Here is an 18,213-nt window from a genome sequence, read left to right on the forward strand (position 1 = left end):
GCCTTTGCCCGGATTTGAAGTGTGTGGGGTCGCGCCGTCAGTAGGCGGCGCGGTACATGCCCAGGATGTCGTCGCGCCCAACGTCGCGCGGGTTGTTGTCGAGCAGGCGGCGGATGGCGTGCGCCTCGTCCGCCATGCGCGGCAGGTCGTCCTCCGGCACGCCCAGCGCCGACAGCCGCATCTCGCAGCCCAGGGCCCGGCACCATTGGTAGGCCGCGTCGAACACCGCCGCCGGCTCGGTCGCCGGGGGCAAGCCGAGGGCCGCCAGGATGGCGGCGGTGCGCTCCGGCACCACGGGGGCGTTGAAGGCCAGGACGTGCGGGAAGACCAGCGCGTTGGCCGCCCCGTGCGCGACGTGGTGGCGGGTGCCCAGCGGATAGGCGACCGCGTGCCCCGCCGCCGTGTTGACCGGCCCCAGGCAGATGCCGCCGTAATAGGAGGCCAGCGCCAAGCCGGCCCGCGCCTCCCGGTCCTCGCCGTCGGCCACGGCGCGCGGCAGGAAGCGGCCGACCAGCCGGATGCCTTCAAGCGCGTAGAGGTCGATGGACGGGTGCGCCTTGCGGTTGGTGTAGGCCTCCACGCAATGGGCCAGCGCGTCCACGCCCGTAGCGGCGGTGACGGCCCGCGGCACGCTCAGCGTCAGATCGGGATCGACCACCGCGAGGTCGGCCAGCATGTGCACGCTCTGCACCGCCAGCTTGTTCAGGGTCGCCGGGTCGGTAACCAGCGCGCGGGTGCCGGCCTCGCTGCCCGTGCCGGCGGTGGTCGGTACCTGGACCAGGGCGGCGCGCTTGGCCGCGACCTTCTCCGGCCCGACCACCTCGTGGATGGTCTGCCCACTGCCGGGCAGGACCGCCGCCAGCTTGGCGAGATCCATGGCGCTGCCGCCGCCGAAGCCGACGACCACCTGCGCCTCCGCCCGCTCCGCGACGGCGAGCAGGGCCTCCAGATTGGGGACGTCCGGTTCCGGCTTGATGTCGGCGAAGACGGTGACGGAGCCCTCCAGCGCCAGCCGATCGACCCGCTGGGCGTTGAAGGCGTCGGCGACCACCAGTGTGCGGGTGAATCCGTGCTCCCGCACCCAGCGGCCGACCTCCGCGACCGTGCCGCCGCCGAAGGCGACGCGCGGCGGGCGGAGCAGCTCGATGGGGCGGGTCAGGTCGTTCTGGATCATGTCCCTGTTCCTCAAGCCGCGGCGCTGGTCGCCGGCGCGCGGGCGGCGGCGAGCGTTTCGGCGTATTCGATGGCCTCGATCAGGCTCAGCTCGTTGGCGATGCCCTTTCCGGCGATGTCGAAGGCGGTGCCGTGGTCGACGGAGGTGCGGATGATCGGCAGGCCGAGCGTGATGTTGACGCCGCTCAGCGCGTCCCAGGTCCCGGTTTCCGGGTTGACGTTGAAGCCCAGCAGCTTCACCGGGATGTGGCCCTGGTCGTGGTACATGGCGACCACCGCGTCGAACTGGCCGGCGCGCAGCTTGACGAAGACCGTGTCGCCGGGCACGGGGCCGACCACGTCCAGCCCGTCGGCGACGCAGCGCGCGATCACCGGCTCCGTCACGTCGATGTCCTGGCGGCCGAACAGCCCGCCCTCGCCTGCGTGCGGGTTCAGCGCGGCGACCGCGATGCGACGGCGCGGCAGCCGCAGGCCGCTCAGCGTCTCGTGCGTCAGGTCGATGACGTAGCGCAGCCGCTCCGGCGTCAGGCGCTTCGGCACGTCCTCCAGCGCGATGTGGGTGGTGACGTGGCTGACGCGCATGTTGCCGTGCGCCAGCATCATCACGGAGCCGCGCGCCCCTGTCAGCTCCGCCAGCATGTCGGTGTGGCCGGCGAAATGGTAGCCGGCCTTGTTCAGCGCCTCCTTGTTCAGCGGCGCCGTGACGATGCCCTGGATGCGCCCGGCCTGGGCCAGCCGCACCGCGCGTTCCACCGCCAGATAGGCGAAGCGCCCGCCGTCCACCGACAGCACGCCCGGACGGATCGGCTCGCCCTCCGGCCCGGCCTGCAGGCAGGCCAGCGCCGGCCAGTCGCCGTCGGTCTCGCTCACCTCCGGGAAAGCGAGATCGCTGCCCAGCGCGGCGCGCGCGGCCTGGAGCGCCGGGTTGCTGCCGATGACCAGCAGGCGCAGCTTCCCGGCTTCCAGCCGGTCCTTCAGACGCGCGCAGGCCTTCACGATGATCTCCGGCCCGACGCCGGCGGGATCGCCCATGGTGATGGCCAGATGCGGTGTCATGCTTCCTCTCCCTGGTGATGATGCGGCGCGGCCCCCTGAGACTCATTGAGGCTGACCAGCCGGCGCAGAAGCGCCGGGTCGCCGAACGCGCCCGATTTTGAAACCACGCGGACGCCGTCGAAGCGCCCGCCGCGCAGGACGGAGCGCGGAACCCCCGGCCAGACATGCCCGTCCAGATCCAGCCGCTCCGCCTCCAGCGCCGCGCAGAGGCCGCGGAGCGTCTCCCCACCGGCGACCAACAGCGTGCCGGGCGGGTCGAGGCGGCGAACCAGCGTCGCGAATTCCCGCTCGATGCGGTTCGCGGCGTCGGCGCAGGACAGCCCGTCGGGCAGCGCCAGCCCAGCCAGCGCGACGCCCCGTTCCATCAGCCGTCGCGACAGCGCGGACGCACTCGCCTCGCCACCGTTCGGCAGGGCCAGCGTATGCTCCGAACAGGCGGCGAGCTGCGCCGCGGTCACGGGATGGTTTGTACCGAACAACCCAAGCACCGGCCCCGGCAGCGTGGCGTCGTCCTGGGAACCGGCGGGGCACCCGGCCTGCTGCGCCAGCGCGCCGGCCAGCCCGCCGCTGCCGCACCACAGGACCGGCCCGTCGAGCGCGCGACCCACGGCGGCGATGGCCGCGAGGTCGGCGTCCGTTTCGGCGTCCCACAGGCTGACGCCGGCGGGGACCGCATCGCCGGGGCGGCAGAGGTGGACCGCCAGCCCCTCGCGCTCCAGGTCGGCGCGCAGGTCGCTCGCCACTGGGCGCCAGCCCTCCGCCGTGCGGGCGAGCTGTACGCCGCCGCGGGTGACCCGGCCCTGATAGGGAAAGGCGGGTGCCACGATGCAATGGGTCGGCGCGACAGCGCTCATCCAGGCGCCGATCTCCGCCCCGGCATGGCCGCGCAGAAGGCTGTCCAGCTTGGCGTAGAGGATCGTGTCGGAGGTCCAGCCCAGCCCGGCGGCCAACGCGGCGACCGTTGCCCGCGCCACGTCGCGCCCCACCTCGCGGGTGCCGCTATCGATGGCGATGCTCCCGGCGACGTTGGAGCGCGGCAGGCCGCGCCAGTGAACGGGTATCGGACCGGTGGCGGCGGTCAGCTGCGCCGCGGTGTCGAGCGCCCCGGTCAGGTCGTCGGCGATCAGCCGCACGCGCAGGGCCGCCTTCGCCTGTGCGTTGGGTCCCGATGTGAGGTGCTGGACCATGCCGTCCATGGTGCGTTCCATCCCGCTGCGCCGTGACCGAAGGGCCATGACCGGGCGCTTCCTCGGCCCGATCTGGAGCCACTTCATCACAGCGCTGCAAGCATGTCAACATGTTGTCATGTTGCATACTCACAATGGGCCGCTTCAGGCGCTTTGGTCACTTTACATGTTTACAAGTTGTCAGGTCGGGGTTACAGGTTTGATGGAACGACGCACGCACAGCCCTGAGAGACGACACCATGGACAAAGGAGAGTTCGCCTCCGACGCCTTGGACACGGATGGCACCAGCTTTGAGGGCACCGTGCGTCCGCGCGCGACGCCGCTGGTCCAACGGGTCTATCAGGGACTTCTGGCGCAGATCAGCGCGGGGGCGTACCAGCCCGACCAGCGGCTGCCGGGCGAGCATGAACTGGCGGAGCAGTTCCTCGTCTCCCGCCCCGTGGTCCGCGAGGCGCTGAGCCGCCTGCGGGACGAGGGGCTGATCCATTCACGGCGCGGAGCCGGCAGTTTCGTGAAGGGCAAGCCGGCGGAAACCCGCGCGCTGGTCGGCTTCGCCCCGGTCGAGACGATCGCCGATATCCAGCGCTGCTACGAGTTCCGCCTGAGCATCGAGCCCGACTACGCCTATTACGCGGCGTTGCGCTGGAACAAGCCGGCGCTGGACGGAATCGCCGCGGCGCTCGACCTCATGCAGGCGGCGACCCAAGCGCACCGGCATCGGGAGGACGCCGACTTCGCCTTCCACTGCGCCATCGCCGAGGCGGCGAACAACCACTATTACCTGTCGTCCTACAAGGCGCTCCGCGACCACATCGCCGTCGGCATGAAGTTCCACGGCGCGTCGCTGATGGGGCCGAAGGAGGGGCTGGCCGGCGTCCTCGACGAGCATCGCGGCATCTTCGAGGCGATCCGCAGCCGCGACGCCGAGCGCGCCCGCCTGACGATGCGGCGCCATCTGGAAGGCTCCCGCGACCGGGTGTTCGAAGGCCGGATGTTGGATTTGGCTTTGTAAAGGGAACGCTCCGTCAGGGGCGCCGCATCGTCACGACCAGCACGTCCCGGAAGGCCGGACGCGCCGGGTCGATGGGTTCGACGGGCGTCACGCCGTGGAACACGCGGGCGTCGTCCACCACCGCCGATTCCAGCGGCTGGCGCAGGGTGAAGCTGCCCAGCGGCCGGCCGGCGAGATCGTGGATGTTTGTCGTGCCGCTGGAGACGTTCTCGCGCCGGACCAGCATCACCAGGACCCAGTCCACGCCGTCGCGGTGCATCCCCTCCGGGGTGGGCCGCCCGGCCTCGTCCGCACGGGCCTCGATTCGGAATTGGTGGACTTCCGTGTGCCAGACCTCCGGCTTCGTGCCGGCGGGGGTGAGCGGGTCGAACAGCGCGAAGCAGGTCTTCAGGACCGCCTCCAGCGCGGGGTGGGTCCCGGTCGCCTCCGTGATCGGCTCGAACCAGCGTTCGAGGCCGCCGTTCAGGGGGTTGTAGTCCCGGCTCTGGTAATGGGGCTGGTGCGGCTTGCGCCGGATGCCGTCCGCGGACAGGGCGAAGGCGGCGTGCCGTCGGCGCCGGTAACGCCCGCCGTCCGCCATGAAGGCGTCCAGGCCGAGATCGTCCCAACTGGCGCTGAAACCTTCCCAATCGCGCAGGCCCGCCACGTCGAGCAGGCCCTGCATGTCGGCTGATTCGACGAAGGAGAAGCCCTCCGTCGCCACCGCGTCGCCAATCCTGTGCAGCTTTTCGGTCATGTCGGCTGTCCGGTCCAGAAGGCGATCCCGCTCGCCACGGACCATGACAGTACGAAAGCATCGGCGCGCCCGCCACGCCCGCAAGCGCATGGCTCACCCGACCAATATGAAGCGCGGCCACCGGATCGACACCTAAGTTCAATTGCGCCGTCACCCCGACGCGCGAAAGCTTGCAGGATGTCGGGGCGTCCTCACTGTTGAGTCGTTCCACGACCGGGCGGCGCACCCCAGGGGGGTCGCAAAACCGCCTTCACGGCCCGATCCGCAGCGCCGAAGCGATGCAGTGGGCCGACCTGGAACGACATCGCGGCTCCGATTCCCTGCGTGTCCAAGCGGATGCGCCTCGCACCCACGTGATCGAAGGATTTCGGCCATGAAAATCCTGATGGTATTGACGTCTCACGACCAGCTTGGCGACACCGGCCGCAAGACCGGCTTCTGGCTCGAAGAGTTCGCCGCCCCCTATTACGTGTTCAAGGATGCGAAGGCGGAGATCGTCATCGCCTCGCCCAAGGGGGGCCAGCCGCCGCTCGATCCCAAGAGCAACGAGCCGCGTTTCCAGACCGAGCTGACCCATCGTTTCGAGGCCGACCCGGCGGCCATCGCCGCGCTGGCCGCGTCGGTCCCGCTGCGCTCCGTCTCGGCGGCCGACTTCGACACCGTCTTCTACCCGGGCGGCCATGGCCCCATGTGGGACTTGGCGGAGGACGCGGATTCCATCCGCCTGATCGAGAGCTTCCATAAGGCCGGCAAGCCGCTCGCCCTGGTCTGCCACGCTCCCTGCGCGCTTCACCGCGCCCGCAGGCCCGACGGCCGCCCGCTGGTCGAGGGCAAGAAGGTGACGGGCTTCGCGAACAGCGAGGAGGAGGCCATGGGCCTCACGAAGGTTGTGCCGTTCCTGGTCGAGGACGAGTTGAAGCGCCTCGGCGGGATCTTCTCCAAGGCGCCGGACTGGGCTCCCTACGTCGTGACCGACGGCCTGCTGATCACGGGCCAGAATCCGGCCTCTTCCGGTCCCGGCGCCACGGCGCTGCTCAAGACCCTCGCCACCGCCACGGCATGACGGAACGGGCGCGTCGGACACCGGCGCGCCCACAGGCGGTTCGTTGCACCAAGCTGGCAAGCCGCTCCCGGTTCTCCCCGCAAGCCACAGTCCTGAACCGCGTCGGCCCAAGCCGACGATAAAAGCCCGTTGACTGTTTAGATGATGAAAGACATCTATTGCTCTTAGAGACTGATCGTCATCTAAACCGACGGGAGCGGGAGCATGGTGCAGGAATCGCAGGCAGCCGGAACGGGTCGGTCCGCCGGAGAGGCTCATTTCAAAGGGGCCTTGCGCCACCGCCGGCGTCGCACGATCGTGGTGTCCTCGCTCGCCGCCACGGTTGCGGTCGGCGCGATCCTGTCGGTTTCCACAGCGTGCTCGGCTCTGCTCAGCCCGGCCGCGGCGGTCGTGGAGACGGTGAGGGACCGCTTCGCCGGCGATCCCGTCATGGCCAAGCCCGATCCGGTCCGCGGGGTGCGCGTGATCGCCGTGGCGGAGGCCGGCACCACCCTGGAGAGGAACTTCACCGGCACGGTCGCCGCCCGCTATGAGACCGCGATTGGCTTCCGCGTCGCCGGCAAGATCCTGAGCCGGGCCGTCGATGTCGGGCAGGCCGTCCGGGCCGGCGACCTGCTCTTCGGCCTCGATCCCGCCGACTATCGCGCGGCGGTGTCCGCCGCCAAGGCGACGCTGGCCGCCGCGCAGGCACAGGCGGTCCAAACCGCCGCGGACGAGCGCCGACAGGCCCGGCTCCTCACGCAAGGGTGGGCGACCCAGGCGGCCTACGACCGCTACAAGGCCGCGGCCGAGGCGGCGACGAACCAAGCCCAGGCGGCCGCGGACCGCCTGACCCTGGCGCGCAACGACCTCTCCTATGCGGAACTGCGGGCGCCCCACGACGGGATCGTGACGGCCGTGAAGGCCGAGGCGGGGCAGGTCGTTCCCGCCGGCCAGCCCGTACTGACCCTGGTCCGGCCCAGCGACCGGGAGGCGCTGGTGACCGTTCCCGAGGGCCAGGTCGCGGACATCCGCTCCTGGTCGGCGACGGCGAGCTTCTGGGGTCGCGCCTCCGGCGCCGAGCCGGCCGTCCTGCGCGAGATTGCGCCGCAGGCCGACGCGGCCAGCCGGACCTACGCGGTCCGCTTCTCGCTGCCGGCCAGCGCCGGCACCGCGGAGCTTGGCAGCACGGTCACCGTCCACCTCAGCCGCGCGATGACAGGCGGCGCCACGACGATCCCTGCCTCGGCGATTGTCTTCCGGGACGGCAACCCGATCGTCTGGCGGATCGACCCGGCCGGCGACCGCGTCCAGGCCGCACCGGTTTCGATCCACCGGCTCGGCTCCGACAGCGCCGATGTGAGCGGCCTGTCGGCCGGCGACCGCGTCGTGACGCTCGGGGTGCACCGGCTGGACGAAGGTGTCCGCGTGCGCGTGGTCGAGGGTCCACGGGCCATGGCACCGGCTTCGGCCACAGCGTCCGAGGCGCACGCCCGGGGAGGCCGGTCATGAGCCGCTTCAACCTTTCGGAATGGGCCGTCCGCAACCGCGCCGTCGTGCTGTTCCTGATCCTGATGTCGCTGGTCGCCGGCGGATTTTCCTACCTCAACCTCGGCCGCGCCGAGGATCCGTCCTTCACCATCAAAACCATGGTGGTCACGGCGGTGTGGCCGGGCGCGACCGCGGACGAGATGCAGCGCCAGGTCGCCGATCCCATCGAAACCAAGATCCGCACGCTGCCCCGCCTCGACTGGGTGCAGAGCTATTCCCGGCAGAACGTCACCGTCGTGCAGGTGCAGTTGCGCGACGACACGCCGCCCCGCGAGGTCGCCAACCTCTTCTACGAAATCCGCAAGAAGATCGGCGACATCCGGGCCAACCTGCCCCAGGACCTGCGGGGGCCGTTCTTCAACGACGAGTACTCGGACGTCTACGCCGCCGTCTTCATGCTGACCGCGCCCGAACTCCCGCAGGCGGACCTCCTGCCCTACGCAGAACGGTTCCGGCAGCGGCTGCTGCGGATCGCCGACGTCGACAAGGTCGAGATCGTCGGGGAACGCCCCCGCCGGATCTTCGTCGACATCTCCTACACCAAGCTCGCGACGCTGGGCATTCCCGCCTCGGCCATCTTCCAGGCCCTGCAGCAGCAGAACGGGATGGTGCCGGCCGGCTCCGTCGACACACCGACGGAACGGGTCACCGTGAAGGTCGACGGCGCCTTCGCCGACGCGGACGCGGTGGCCGACGCGCCGGTCGCCGTCAACGGACGCACCTTCCGCATCGCCGACGTCGCGTCGGTATCCCGCGGGTACGAGGATCCCCCGTCCTTCATCGCGCTCTTCAACGGCGAGGAGGCGCTGGCGCTTTCCGTCCGGATGAAGGCCGGCGCCAACGGCCTCGCCCTCGGCAAGGCGCTCGACGAGGCCGTCCGCGACATCCGGGCGACGCTGCCGCTGGGCGTCGACGTGCACCAGGCGACGAACCAGGCGGAGGTCATCGCCGAGGCCGTGGACGAGTTCCTGCTGAAGTTCGTCGTCGCCATCGGCGTCGTCCTGCTCATCTCCTTCGTGGCGCTCGGCCTGTCCGCCGGCGTCATCGTCGCCCTGTCGGTGCCCCTGACGCTCGCCATCACCTTCGTGGTGATGGAGGCCGCGGGCATGCAGTTCCAGCGCATCACCCTGGGATCGCTGATCCTCGCCCTCGGCCTTCTCGTCGACGACGCCATCATCGCCATTGAGATGATGCTGGTGAAGATCGAGGAAGGGGTCGACCGCGTGACGGCGGCGACCTTCGCCTGGACATCGACCGCCATGCCGATGCTGATCGGGACGCTCGTCACGGTCGCGGGGTTTCTGCCGGTGGGGTTCGCGCGGTCGACGGCGGGCGAATACGCGGGCGGGATCTTCTGGGTCCTGCTGATCGCGCTCTCCGTGTCCTGGATCGTGGCCGTCCTGTTCACGCCCTATCTCGGCGTCACCCTGCTTCCCCGGCGCCTGGAGGAGCGGGCCGCGGCGCGCGGCGCGCACGATCCCTACCACACACCCTTCTACGACCGGTTCCGCCAAGCCGTGGACCTCGTCCTGCGCTGGCGCTGGGCGGCCATCGCGCTGACGCTGCTCGCCTTCGCCGCCGCCGGTGCCGCCTTCACCACGGTGCCGAAGCAGTTCTTCCCGCAATCCGAACGCCACGAGCTTCTGGTCGAGCTGCGCGGTGCGGAAGGCTCCAGCTTCGCCCTTTCGCAGGCCGAGGTCACGAAGGTGGAATCGCTGCTCGCCGGGCGTCCCGAGATCGAACATTTCGCCACCTACATCGGCCAGGGCGCCCCGCGCTTCTACCTCGCCCTCAATCCGGTCCTGCCCGACGAGAACTTCGCCCTGCTCGTGATCATGACGCGCGGCAACAAGGAACGCGAGGCGCTGCGCGCCGACCTGATCCGCCACTTCGCCGCGGAGGAAGGGCTGGTCCGCGGCCGCGTGCTGCGGCTCGACTTCGGGCCGCCGACGGGGCACGTGGTGCAGTTCCGGGTCGCCGGTCCCGACGTCGGCACGGTAAAGTCCATCGCGGAGAAGGTCCGTGACGTCGTGCGCGCCGACGAGAACACCCGCGACGTCGAACTGCAGTGGAGCGAGCAGGCCAAGTCCGTCCGCTTCGTGCTGGACCAGGATCGGGTCAAGCAGCTGGGCCTCTCCACCGCGGAGGTCGCGCAGATGCTGCAGGTCGTGCTGTCGGGCGCCCCGGCGACGCAGCTGCGCGAGAACAACCGCCTCACGGACGTTGTGATCCGCGCCGCGGCGGCGGAGCGGGCGGGGCTCGACCGGCTCGGCGACATCACGATCACGACGCGGTCCGGGGCTGCGGTCCCGCTTTCCCAAATTGCCCACCTGGAGGTGGCGGCCGAGGAGCCGATCCTGTGGCGGCGCAACGGCGATGTCGTGCTCTCCGTGCGCTCCGACGTGGTGGACGGGGTGCAGGGGCCGGACGTGACCAACGCGATCGTGCCCCGGCTGAAGCCGATCATGGACGCGCTGCCGCCCGGCTACCACATCGACCTGGGCGGCGCGATCGAAGAAAGCGCCAAGGCGAACGCCGCGCTCTTCAAGGTCCTGCCGGTGATGTTCCTGATCATGCTCACGCTGATCATGCTGCAGGTCCGCAGTTTCAGCCGGCTGTTCGTGGTGTTCCTGACCTTCCCGCTGGGCTTCATCGGTGCCAGCTTCGCGCTGGCGGTGACGGGCAAGCCCTTCGGCTTCGTCGCTCTGCTCGGCATCCTCGCGCTCGGCGGGATCATCGTGCGCAACACCCTGATCCTCGTCGACCAGATCGACACGGACATGGCCCACGGGCTGACCATGCGCGAGGCAATCATCGAAACGACGGTGCGGCGCGCGCGCCCCGTGGTTCTGACGGCGCTCGCCGCCGTGCTCGCCTTCCTGCCGCTGACGCTCACGAGCTTTTGGGGCCCGATGGCGATCGTCCTGATCGGGGGGACGTTGGTCGGCACCTTCCTCACCCTCTTCTTCCTGCCTGCCCTGTACGCCGCGTGGTTCCGGGTGGAGCGCGCGCCCGGCGGCGCGTCGTCCCCGGTGATTGCCGCCCAGGCAATCGCGGCGGAGTGATCCGTCGCTTGTAAAGATGATGGACGAAATCTATTTTGCAGGAAAAGGAGGCAAGGGCATGCGCAAGAACAAGGAAGAGACGGCGGAGAGCCGCCGCAGGATCCTGAAGGAGGCGGCAAGGCTCTACCGCGAGAAGGGCTTCTCCGGCGTCGGCGTCACCGACATCATGGAAGCGGCCGGCATGACCCACGGCGGATTCTACCGCCACTTCCCCTCCAAGGAGGCCCTGATCGCCGAAGCCATGACCGAGGCCTTCACCGACCGGGCTTCGCCGTTGGCGCCGGACCATGGGGAGGCCGGTTCGGATCTGTTGCGCAACTACATCGACCTTTACCTCTCCAAGGATCATCTTGACCACCCCGCGGCCGGTTGCCCGGTCGCGGCGGTCGGCAGCGAAGCCGCCCACATCGGCGGCGACGTGTCCCGTGTCTTCCACGACGGGGTTGCGCGCACCATCGACCGTGTGGCCGAAGCGCTCGGCGGGGCGAAGGAGGAAAGCCGCTCCGAGGCGCTACGTCTCCTCGCGACCCTGGTCGGCGCGATCGTGATCGCCCGGGCGGTGGGGAACCATTCCGACATTCAGGACGACGTCCTGAAGGCGGTCCGGGCGGACGGCGGTGTGTCCCGGCTCATCGGAGCCGAGCGCTGATCACACCGCCTTCTGATTACAGGGCCTTCTGCGCGTTCGCTCCGATCGCTACCGGCGGACGCCGCGTCGGCCGGTCCTGCCGGCGGCTCTCCTCGGCAAGCCACGCCACGGCGTCGGCCAGGGTCTCGGCGAACGGCCTCGTCTGGAAATGCAGCTGCGCCACGGCCTTGGCCGTGTCGAACCAGCCGGACGCGATGGCCAGCCGCACGCCGGTGACCGGCGCGGTGGGCGGCTTGCCGGAGACATGGTCGCTGATCCATTCGTCGACTTGGGCGAAGCCCAGCGCCAGCCAGCCGGGGATGCCCCACCGCCGAAGGGGCCTGCGGCCGCTCAGCAGGTCGAGCCGCCGCACCAGGGCGGACAGCCGGATGTTGGTCCCGCCGATCAGGTAGCGCTCGCCGACGGCGCCGTGCGCGGCTGCGAGCGCCAAGCCGGCGGCCACGTCGCGGACGTCGACCAGATTCAGCGTGCAGTCGAGGATGAAGCGCGGGCCCCCACGCAGGAACAGGCTCAGCATGGCCATCGGGGGTGTCGGGCCGCCGCCGGGGCCAATGACGGCCGTGGGATTGGCGATCACCACGGGCAGCCCGGCCGCCGCCGCTGCCAGCGCTGCCTGTTCGGCCCGGTATTTCGACCGGCAGTAGGATCCGGCCATCTCCGCCAGAGCCCGGTCGGCGGATTCGGCAACTCGCCCGACCGGGCGGCGGCCAAGCAGGACGGCCTCCGTCGAGCAATGGACGATCCGCTGCAACCGATGCCCCCTGGCGCGTTCCAGGACGCATTCCGTCCCGCGCCAATTGATGCGGTCGAACGCCCCCTTGTCGGGCAGCCACAGTTGCGGCAGGCCGGCGACATGATACAGCACCTGGACGCCCTCCAGCGCCGCGTCCACCGCCGCCGGGTCGAGGATCGAGCCCGGCATCACCTCCACGCCCCGCGGCAAGTCGTCGGAGACGCAGGTGTCGAGAACGCGCACGCGCTCGCCGCCGGCGACCAGATGCGCGACGAGGTGGCTCCCAATGAAGCCGCATCCTCCCGTGACGAGCGACAGCGCCATGGCGTTCGGCCCCCGCCTCTTTGACATGACGGGAATCCTGCGGCGGGCCGTCACCGGCCTCCAATGGCGCAACCGTTGCCAAGATACGGTATCAGGCCCCGCCGAGCAGCCGGTCGGCGTTGGCGTTGAGATCGCGTGTCAGGCCCGCGAGCCCCTCACTGCGCAAAGGGGCCTGGAACTCCGACCGTTGAGCGGCGAGCTGGCTGACCGTCCCCTTGGCGAGCACGTCGAGGATTCTCCAATCCTTTCCCACCGGATGCAGCACGTAGGTCAGGCGCACCGGGGCTTTGCGCGGCCTGGACAGGGTGGTGTCCACCAGCGTCGTGCCGCGCGGCCCTGCCCGCTCCCCGTCGATGGTGAAGCCCTCGCCGTTGTAGGAGGCGAAGCGGTCCAGGTATTGCGCGGCGCTGCGCCGGGTAAAGGCGTCAAGGGCCTGGCGCCGTTCGGCCTCGCCGGCCTGCTCGAAATAGGGGGCGGCGGCGATCTGCAAGGCGGCGTCCAGGTCGAAGACGTCCTGCATCACGGGCAGAAAGCGCCGAAGGCGAGCGCTGTTGGACTCCTGCCCGCCCCGGCGCATCAGGTCCAGCAACGCCTCGTTCAGCCGGCCCACCGGCGCCGTCGCCCCGGTGGCGGCCTCGGATAGGCTCCGGGATGGGTTCTGCGCCTGCGTGGCCGGCGCAATGGCAAGCGGCAACGCCGCGAGGACGGAGAGCAGCAAGGCAAGCACGTGGCGCATCCGCGTGGAGGAACCAGCCATGACGATCTCCGTCGATGATCCGCCCATAGGGTGCCGCCCGGTGTAGGAGGGGGTCAACCATCCGTGTGGGATGCCGCCGGGGGCACCGGTGGGCTATGCTCTTGGGTGCCTGCAGCACGACAGGAGGCTCCCCATGGGACGCTGGCTTCCCGCGGCCGACCACCCGCTTTACGGCTGCGACGCGCTGACCCTGCTGACGGTGATGCGGCGGAACGGGCCGCCGGACGCAGCCCACGCGGCGACCCTGGCCGCGGCCGTCGCCTCCGCCCTGCTGCGCGCGCCCTTCTCCCTGGCGGAGCGGGCGTGGGTGGCGTGGAAACGGCGGGGCGGCGAACCGCTGCCGGCGCCGGTCTTCATCGTCGGCCACTGGCGCAGCGGCACCACGCACCTCTACAACCTGCTCAGCCGTGATCCGCAGTTCGGCTTCATCGCGCCCGTCGCGGTGGGCCTGCCGTGGGACATGCTCGGGCTCGGCGCGGCCCTGCGCCCGCTGCTGGAACGGGCCTTGCCGGAGCGCCGCTACATCGACAACGTGGCGGTCCGCCCGGACTCCCCGCAGGAGGACGAGATCGCGCTGGCCAACATGTCGCCGCTGTCCTTCTACCACGGGCTCTACTTCCCCCGGCACTTGGACGAGAACCTGCGCCGGGGCCTTTATTTCGAGGGCTGCGGCCCGGACGAGATCCGGCGCTGGCGCGGCCGCTTCCTGCACTTCCTGGACAAGGTCGCCCTGTCTCAGGATGGGCGGCGCCTGCTGATCAAAAATCCGGTCTACAGCGCCCGCATCGCCATGCTGCGGGAGATGTGGCCGGACGCGCGCTTCATCCACATCCACCGGGACCCGATGGCGGTGTACGTCTCCACCGTCGGCTTCTACCGCACGCTCCTGAACCAGCTGGCGCTTCAGCCCCACGCGGGCATCGACGTGGAGCAGGTCGTGCTCGACCACTACCCGCGAATCATGCAGGCGCTTGTGGACGACGCGGCCGACCTGCCGCCGAACCGCTTCGTCGAGCTGGCCTTCGAGGATTTCGAGCGGGCCCCGCTGGCTGAGGCCGAACGCGTCTACCGAACCATCGAACTTCCGGGGTTCGAGGCCGCGAAACCCGGGTTCGAGGCTTACCTGGCCGAGGTGCGCGGCTATTCCAAGAACCGGCACCAGCTGTCCGACGCCGGGCGGCGGCGGGTGGAGCGCCACTGGGCGCCCTTCCTCGCCCGCTGGGGACAACCGGCCGCCGCCCCGTGATGCGCGCGGTGCTGCCGGCCGGCCTGCTGGTGCTGGGCTGGACGATGTCCGCGCTTGCCCAATGCCGGACGGTGGAGATCACGGCCGGCGGGCACCCGGTGGTCGGGATCGAGGATCTGGCCGTGGACGTCGCATCCCGGCGCGCGCTGCTTTCCGCCTACGACCGGTTGGCGGATCCGGACGCCGCCCGGGGTGGGCTGTTCGCCGTACCGCTCGACGCCCTGGATGCGGACCGTGCAGAGGCGGTCGAGCTGACCGCCGCCTTCCGCCCCGACGGCGGCTTCCGGCCGCACGGCATCGACCTGCGTGCGGAGCCGGACGGCACGCGATCGGTCCTGGTGGTCAACCGCCGCCGCGACGGGACCACGACCGTCGAGCGCTTCACGCTGGACGGGATGACCCTGCACCACCGGGGAACGGTCGAGAGCCCCCTGCTCTGCCGCGCCAACGACGTGGCCTTTCTGGACGGGGAGCGCTTCCTGTTCACCGGCGACCATGGCGGCTGCGGCCGGGTTGCAGCGGCCCTGGAGGATGCGCTGGACCTTCGCCGCGGCGTCGTTGGCCTGGTCGAGGACGGTGGCGCGCGCGTGCTGACCGGCGGCATCGGCTTTCCCAACGGCTTGCTGCCGGACATCGAGGCCGACCGCCTGTACGTCGCGGCGACGCGGGAGCGGGCGGTGCTGATCTACCGTCTGTCGGCTCTGCTCGGCGGCGACGACACGGCCCCCATCGCCCGCATCCCCGTGCCGGGCGGCCCCGACAACCTCAGCCGGGGGGTGGTTGGTGACCCGATGGAAGGCCGGGTGCTGGCGGCGGTGCATCCGTCGCTGTCGGCGCTGGCGCTGCACCGTCACAGCCTGCCGGGCGGAGCCACCGCGCCGGCCCGCATCGTCGCGCTCGGCCCGGAGGGGGTGGACACGTTGTTCGACGACAACGGACACCTCTTCTCGGCCGCGACTGTGGCGGCGGCCTGGGATGGCCAGCTCATTGCCGGATCGGTGATGTCCGCGCGCCTTCTGCTGTGCGGCGCCGCGACCAGCGATGCCAGCCGATCATCAGGCTGGGCAGCACGATCAGCGCCGACACCACCGTGAAAGTGATGGCGATGGCCAGAAGCATCCCCATGCTGGCGAGGCCACGGTGGGAGGAGATGGCCAGCGTCGCAAAGGCCGTGCTGGTGGTCAGCGTGCTGACCAGCACGGCGAGCGGCGTGCTGGTGACCAGCAGATCCATGCCGTAATCGGCACCGCCATGATCAACGCCGCGGGCGCCCGCGCGTTCCAACTCCTGCCCGCGGGCGACCATGTGGATGCTGCTGGACACGCCCAGCGCGAACAGCAGCGGAATGACAATCACGTTGGCGAAGTTGAAGGGAATGTCCAGCAGCCCGGCCGCCGCCATGGTCCACAGCGCCGCGACCACGAGCGGCGCCAGGATCAGCACGATGCCCTTCAGGCTGCGCTGCACGACCAGCAGCAGCAGGACGATCAGCAGCAGGGTCAGCCCCGTCGCCTCGGCGAAGGCGCGCAGCACAATCCACCCGGCCTGGGTCACGGTCACCGGCGCACCGGTCGCGTGCGGCGCCACGGTCAGCACCGCTTCGGCGAAGCGGGCCATGTCGCGGCTGTCGGAGATGTCGTGGGTCGGCAGCACTTCCACGCGCGCCAGCCCGTCCGGCGAGATCCAGCGGCGGCGGATGGTGTCCGGCACGTCCGCCGCGGTCACCGGCCGCTCCACCTCCAGCCCCTCGCGCAGCCGCTCCAGCAGGGGCGGGACGCCGCCGGTCAGCGTCTGGTCGAGCGCCGCCAGCGCCGGCGCGTCCTTCGGGGAGACGCGCTCCAGCGCCGCGGCGAAGCGCTGTGCGGCGGCGCGGGCCTCCGGCGCGCCGCCTTTCTCGGTCGAGAACCGGCCCAACGCCGCGTGCAGCACCGCCACCGCTTCCGCCCGCTCCTCCGTGGACAGGGGCTCCACATCGGTCGGGGTGGCGAGGCTCGGCCCCAGCAGCAGGGCCATGTCGGCGATGATCGGCAGCTTGGCGTCCTGATTCTTGGGAATGAAGCCGGCGAAGGTCCGCACCCCGCCCACTTCAGCGTTCCCGCGCAGGTGGTCGGCCACGGCCTGCGCCGCGGCGAGGTCCGGCTCCAGGATGTTGATCGCGTAGGGCGAGGTGCGCGGCGCGGTCGCCAGATCGCGGTAGGTGCGCACGGCCTCCGTCCGGCGGTCCTGGAGGTTCAGCGGGTTCACATCCAGCCGCACCAGCGGCAGCGCCGCCAGCGAGCCCAGCACGGTCAGCACGGTCAGCGCCAGCAGCGCGCTGTTGTGACGGGTCATCCAGGCGGCGAAGCCGCGGTCCTCCCGCGCGACCCGCACCACGCCCGGGCCGGGTGGCAACAGGATGAACAGGGCTGGCAGCAGCGTCAGGCTGATGACCAACGCTATCACCATGCCAAGGCCGGAAATCACGCCGAATTCCGCCAGCCCGCGATAGTCGGTCGGCACGAAGGACAGGAAGCCGAAGATCGCGCAGACCGTGCTGAGCGCCAGCGGCGGTCCGACTCCGCGCGCGGCCTCCAGCACCGCGGCGCGCACCGGACGGCCCCGCTGCCGCTCCTCCTGGTAGCGCAGGCCGAGGTGGCTGCCGAAATCGTCGCCCAGCCCGAAGAACATGACGGCGCAGGTGACGGAGATCAGGTTCAGCCGCCCCACGGTCAGCGCCGCCAGCCCGGCGTTCAGAGTCAGGCCAAGGATCAGCGTGACCATCATGCACAGGATCATCCGCCAGGACCGCATCCCAACGGTCAGCACCGCCACGACCAGCACGAAGGACAGGATGGTTGCGAGACCCGCCGTGTCCTCCACCGTGTCCAGCTCCGTCTGGCGCAGCGCGACGGCTCCGGTGACGCGGGCCTCCACGCCCAGCCCCGCCGACTCCTGCTTGATGGCCGCGATGGCACCGCGCACTGCATCCATTGCCGGGCGCCCGCGCCCGAAGGACGCCTCGCCGAGCACCGGCCGCGCGGTGACGAAGCGCTGGTTGCCGAACCGCTCGTCGTCGTTCAGCTTGACCAGTCCGGTCCAGGACACCGGCTCCGGCTTGCCGTCCGCGACGCCAGTGGCTGCGTCGGCAAGGCGGCCGATCAGGTCCGACAGGGCCGCCGGGGCGTTCTCGCCCGCGTGGCCCAAAACGAGGTCGACCATGCCGGCCAGCCCGCGCAGGTTCGGCGCCTCGTTCAGCGCGCCCAGCGCGGCCTGCGCCCCCGCCAGCCGCGTGGCGAGATCCTGAAGCGCGGATGCATCCAGGAACAGCAGCCCGTTGCGCCGGAAATAGGGATCGGCCGATGGGACCTCCACCTCGGCCAGGGCCTCCGGATGCGCGCGCATCAACTCGGCCAAGCGCAGCGCCGCCGCGTCGGACCGGTCGGCGGCGGGAGAGTCGACCACCACCACGATCTGGTCGTCGGCGAAGGGGAAGGCCTGCCGGTATCGCTCCGCATCGCGCCGGAACGGCACGTCGGGCGCGATCATGTCGGAGGTGCTGGTGCTGATGCGCAGCACCTCCGCCGAATACCAGCCGGCCAGCACCGACAGAAGCAGCGACACCAACACGGTGACCTTGGGCCAGCGGCACGCCGCCACGCTCCAGCTCTGCAGGACGGAGCGTGCAAGGTCCATCATGAGCCG

14 protein-coding genes are annotated in these 18,213 nt (G+C 70.6%); 7 read left to right on the top strand and 7 right to left on the bottom strand.

The window, feature by feature from the left end; all coding sequences use genetic code 11:
* Window positions 1–37 precede the first annotated feature (37 nt).
* From M2351_RS28920 to M2351_RS28930, 3 genes are read right to left on the bottom strand one after another with little or no spacing between them, the layout of a single operon-like run.
* Window positions 38–1,174: an iron-containing alcohol dehydrogenase gene (locus tag M2351_RS28920; protein WP_264659492.1), complete on the bottom strand. Its 1,137-nt coding sequence runs from the start codon at window positions 1,172–1,174 to the stop codon at window positions 38–40.
* A gap of 11 nt (window positions 1,175–1,185) precedes the next feature.
* Entirely contained in the window at window positions 1,186–2,229 is a 1,044-nt protein-coding gene (gene pdxA, locus M2351_RS28925) for a 4-hydroxythreonine-4-phosphate dehydrogenase PdxA (protein ID WP_264659493.1), read from the bottom strand.
* The gene (locus M2351_RS28930) at window positions 2,226–3,464 is read right to left on the bottom strand and encodes a four-carbon acid sugar kinase family protein (protein WP_264659494.1); all 1,239 of its coding nucleotides are present in this window, start codon (window positions 3,462–3,464) and stop codon (window positions 2,226–2,228) included. Before M2351_RS28930 ends, pdxA begins: the two co-directional genes overlap by 4 nt.
* Window positions 3,465–3,655: 191 nt before the next feature.
* Here M2351_RS28930 and M2351_RS28935 point away from each other — a divergent pair, with 191 nt between their 5' ends.
* Window positions 3,656–4,429 (top strand): FadR/GntR family transcriptional regulator, encoded by a 774-nt coding sequence (locus tag M2351_RS28935; protein WP_264659495.1) that lies wholly within the window; start codon window positions 3,656–3,658, stop codon window positions 4,427–4,429.
* Between the two features lie 13 nt (window positions 4,430–4,442).
* On the opposite strand, the gene M2351_RS28940 is transcribed toward M2351_RS28935, so the two are convergent.
* On the bottom strand, window positions 4,443–5,165 hold the full coding sequence (locus tag M2351_RS28940) for a 2OG-Fe dioxygenase family protein (protein ID WP_264659496.1): 723 nt from the start codon (window positions 5,163–5,165) through the stop codon (window positions 4,443–4,445).
* A gap of 373 nt (window positions 5,166–5,538) precedes the next feature.
* On the opposite strand from M2351_RS28940, the gene M2351_RS28945 reads away from it, so the two are divergent.
* The 4 genes from M2351_RS28945 to M2351_RS28960 all read left to right on the top strand — a co-directional run bounded on the left by M2351_RS28945 (window position 5,539) and on the right by M2351_RS28960 (window position 11,472).
* On the top strand, window positions 5,539–6,228 hold the full coding sequence (locus M2351_RS28945) for a type 1 glutamine amidotransferase domain-containing protein (protein WP_264659497.1): 690 nt from the start codon (window positions 5,539–5,541) through the stop codon (window positions 6,226–6,228).
* Window positions 6,229–6,432: 204 nt separating this feature from the next.
* Complete coding sequence (locus M2351_RS28950) at window positions 6,433–7,719, top strand: efflux RND transporter periplasmic adaptor subunit (protein WP_264659498.1); 1,287 nt, start codon at window positions 6,433–6,435, stop codon at window positions 7,717–7,719.
* Window positions 7,716–10,823: an efflux RND transporter permease subunit gene (locus M2351_RS28955; protein ID WP_264659499.1), complete on the top strand. Its 3,108-nt coding sequence runs from the start codon at window positions 7,716–7,718 to the stop codon at window positions 10,821–10,823. The genes M2351_RS28950 and M2351_RS28955 overlap by 4 nt, the downstream gene beginning before the upstream one ends.
* Window positions 10,824–10,881: 58 nt before the next feature.
* Window positions 10,882–11,472 (top strand): TetR/AcrR family transcriptional regulator, encoded by a 591-nt coding sequence (locus M2351_RS28960; protein WP_264659500.1) that lies wholly within the window; start codon window positions 10,882–10,884, stop codon window positions 11,470–11,472.
* 16 nt (window positions 11,473–11,488) lie between these two features.
* On the opposite strand, the gene M2351_RS28965 is transcribed toward M2351_RS28960, so the two are convergent.
* Both M2351_RS28965 and M2351_RS28970 read right to left on the bottom strand, forming a co-directional pair.
* Window positions 11,489–12,556: an NAD-dependent epimerase/dehydratase family protein gene (locus M2351_RS28965; RefSeq protein WP_264659501.1), complete on the bottom strand. Its 1,068-nt coding sequence runs from the start codon at window positions 12,554–12,556 to the stop codon at window positions 11,489–11,491.
* 64 nt (window positions 12,557–12,620) lie between these two features.
* Window positions 12,621–13,286 carry an ABC transporter substrate-binding protein gene (locus M2351_RS28970; protein ID WP_264659502.1) on the bottom strand — a complete coding sequence of 222 codons (666 nt, stop codon included), beginning with the start codon at window positions 13,284–13,286 and terminating at the stop codon, window positions 12,621–12,623.
* A 133-nt stretch (window positions 13,287–13,419) separates the two neighbouring features.
* Here M2351_RS28970 and M2351_RS28975 point away from each other — a divergent pair, with 133 nt between their 5' ends.
* Both M2351_RS28975 and M2351_RS28980 read left to right on the top strand, forming a co-directional pair.
* Window positions 13,420–14,532, top strand: coding sequence for a sulfotransferase family protein (locus M2351_RS28975; protein ID WP_264659503.1), 1,113 nt, complete (start codon window positions 13,420–13,422; stop codon window positions 14,530–14,532).
* Window positions 14,532–15,626: an SMP-30/gluconolactonase/LRE family protein gene (locus M2351_RS28980; RefSeq protein WP_264660368.1), complete on the top strand. Its 1,095-nt coding sequence runs from the start codon at window positions 14,532–14,534 to the stop codon at window positions 15,624–15,626. The genes M2351_RS28975 and M2351_RS28980 overlap by 1 nt, the downstream gene beginning before the upstream one ends.
* Here the strand turns inward: M2351_RS28980 and M2351_RS28985 are convergent.
* Window positions 15,517–18,207, bottom strand: a complete 2,691-nt coding sequence (locus M2351_RS28985) for an MMPL family transporter (RefSeq protein ID WP_264659504.1) — start codon at window positions 18,205–18,207, stop codon at window positions 15,517–15,519. The two genes, M2351_RS28980 and M2351_RS28985, sit on opposite strands and share 110 nt — an antisense overlap.
* Between the last annotated feature and the right edge of the window lie 6 nt (window positions 18,208–18,213).

This window comes from Azospirillum canadense (assembly GCF_025961225.1).
GTDB classification, from domain to species: domain Bacteria; phylum Pseudomonadota; class Alphaproteobacteria; order Azospirillales; family Azospirillaceae; genus Azospirillum; species Azospirillum canadense.